Consider the following 2,255-nt stretch of genomic DNA (forward strand, 5'->3'; position numbering starts at 1 on the left):
CCAGCGCTCGCTCGAAGGCCGACAGCGCTTGCTCGAGGCGGCCGATACGAAACCGCGCCAAGCCGAGCAGGGTCAGAGCCTGCGCATCGTCGGGAGCGCTCTGGAGCCTTTGTTGCGCCAGCTTCACGGCAAGCTCGCCGTGGCCGTTGTGGAGCGCATCGCGTATCGCACGCGCCGCGCTGGTCGCGCCGGTTTCGGGGGGCGGTGTCGGCTGCTGCGCCCCGGCGCCCGCGCTGCTCGCGAGCATGGCCGCCGTTACAAGCAGAGCCCATAGACGCTCGGCGAATGGAGCGGCCGTTGGTGGCATGGATCTGTGGATCATGGCGTCGCAACATCAGCGCGTGCGTGGAACGCGCGGCCTTTGCGGTCGAATGGGGCGCGCGGGGCGCGGGCGCATCGACGAGGCCGGGCGCAGCTGGCGCTGGACGGCCTGGCGGGCCTTGATCACCCGCATGGCGGCCGGCCTCGCGTGCGGCGGTCGCCGCAGCCGTTTTATTCCGGTCCCGCGCGGCAAGCCGGTTTCCGGGCGACGTGGACTTGCCCAGCGCACGCGCCTTGCGGCGCCGCGTACCTTCTCGCTGCGCTGGCGCCGTCTCATTTGGCTGATGATGTCCTGCACATCTTCCTGAGGATCGATGACATCGAGTGTGGCTCGCACCTTAAGCAGCCGCCTGGGCCGCGTCTCGCGGGCTGTCGCGGTCTGCGACTGCGCGCGCGTCTGCTGGGCGGTCCCCGCCTGCGACCGCGCGGCAGCACGTCTCGGGGGCTGCTTGCTTGGACGCCAATCCCGTGCTCGAGCGCCGGGCGCATCCTTGGAGCGCGGCTTGCCTTCCTTGGAGCGCGCTGACGCCTTGGGCGCAGTTTGCTGTGCGGCCGCAACAGGCGTGAAAGGACTCCCGAGCAGGCAGGCAACCGCCAAGAGCGCCGGCTGGCCCGCTCTCAAGGCTGGTGCGCCTTTTGGCCCAAGCTGCATCACCCCGCCGTAGCCTCCGGATCGGCCGTACTATTCAATTCGCGCACACCCTTCAAGCCAGGCACCTTCAAAACTGCCGCGTGCACATCAAGCACCAGATCGTGCGCGATGACCTCTTCCCCGATGGCGGCGGTGGCCACGATCCGGTAGCGGCCGGGATGCTGCCCCTTGAGCGCGATGGGCACGACGTTGTCTCCGGCCTGGAGCGGCGCTCGCCAGCGGAAGCTGCGCTGCGCCAGTGCCTTGCCGTCGCTCCAGAACGAAAGCCCTTCCGGCAGCACAATACTGAAATCGACCTCCTCCACGGCCTGTTCGGCGGTGAAGTGCAGCTTGACCACCGCTACCTTTTCGGCAGGAACACGGAACCGCTGCAGCCGCTCAGCGGCGCTAGCGACCCGCCCGGCCTTCTTTGCTTCGAGCTTTGCTTCGGGCTTGGCTTCCAGCCGTGCTCCGGAGGCATCCGGGCCAGATGGGATAGCGCGAACGATGCCGCCCGATCCGGCGGCTGCCGTGGCAAGGGAGGCAAGCGCGTCACCTGTCTGTCCCTCCGGCCCGGTCCGGAGGCCAAACAGCAGCGCGAAGGCCGCCACGCCTGCAACAAGCCCCGTTGCACCGCCCAAGATCAGCGGGCGGGCCTGGAGGTAGTCCCGCAGCCGATCCACGGGACCGCTCGCGGCTGGCGGACCCGCAGCCACCAGCCTCCGATGCAAGGCAGCACGAAACTCCGACTCCGGTGGGTCGACCCGCAGGGCGCGCAGCTGCTCGCCTAGCGGGTCGGGTGTCTTGGTTTCGGGATCGGTCATGGGCTGCCTTCGGGTTTGACGAGCGAGGGACCCGATAGGTTCCCGGCCGGCGGCCGGGTGGAGGCGGGAGGGCGCAGCAGCTCCCGCAGTCGCCGGCGTCCCCTCGAGAGCCGGGACTTGACCGTGCCCACTGCGATGCGCTCGATAGCGGCGATTTCGTCGTGCGACATGCCTTCCACGTCGGACAGCAGGATCACACTTCGAAACTCGCCAGGCAACCGGTTGAGCGCCTTCCACAGCCGTTGCCTGTCCTGTTCCCTGGCAAGCTGCGCGTCGGGTTGCACGGCTAGCTCGTCGCACGCTCGAGACGCCCGCAACGACGTCTGGCGGGCTTTTTCCTTGGCTGCCCGGCTGCGTGCCGCATCGATGCATACGTTGCGCGTGATGCGAAACAACCAAGTGGAGAAGCTGGAACGAAATCGATAAGAGCGCAACGAGCGGTACGCCTTGACGAGCGCTTCTTGGGCCAAGTCGTCGGC

At 68.3% G+C, this 2,255-nt stretch carries 4 protein-coding genes; 1 reads left to right on the plus strand and 3 read right to left on the minus strand.

Annotation, left to right across the window (positions count from 1 at the left end; translation table 11 throughout):
- Positions 1-322: hypothetical protein (locus MJD61_11780; protein ID MCG8555948.1), on the minus strand; the 322-nt coding region annotated here is incomplete at its 3' end.
- Between MJD61_11780 and MJD61_11785 the strand changes: the two genes are divergently transcribed.
- Positions 306-629, plus strand: coding sequence for a hypothetical protein (locus MJD61_11785; protein ID MCG8555949.1), 324 nt, complete (start codon positions 306-308; stop codon positions 627-629). The two genes, MJD61_11780 and MJD61_11785, sit on opposite strands and share 17 nt — an antisense overlap.
- Positions 630-972: 343 nt before the next feature.
- On the opposite strand, the gene MJD61_11790 is transcribed toward MJD61_11785, so the two are convergent.
- Positions 973-1,776, minus strand: coding sequence for a hypothetical protein (locus MJD61_11790; GenBank protein ID MCG8555950.1), 804 nt, complete (start codon positions 1,774-1,776; stop codon positions 973-975).
- On the minus strand, positions 1,773-2,255 hold a 483-nt coding region (locus tag MJD61_11795), incomplete at its 5' end, for an RNA polymerase sigma factor (GenBank protein MCG8555951.1). The genes MJD61_11790 and MJD61_11795, both read right to left, overlap by 4 nt.

The organism is Pseudomonadota bacterium (assembly GCA_022361155.1).
In the GTDB taxonomy this organism is placed as follows: Bacteria; Myxococcota_A; Polyangia; order Polyangiales; family JAKSBK01; genus JAKSBK01.

Coding starts and splice junctions, on each gene's coding strand:
- MJD61_11790 (MCG8555950.1), bottom strand. CDS start 1,776: ATGACCGATCCCGAAACCAAGACACCCGACCCGCTAGGCGAGCAGCTG.
- MJD61_11785 (MCG8555949.1), top strand. CDS start 306: ATGGATCTGTGGATCATGGCGTCGCAACATCAGCGCGTGCGTGGAACG.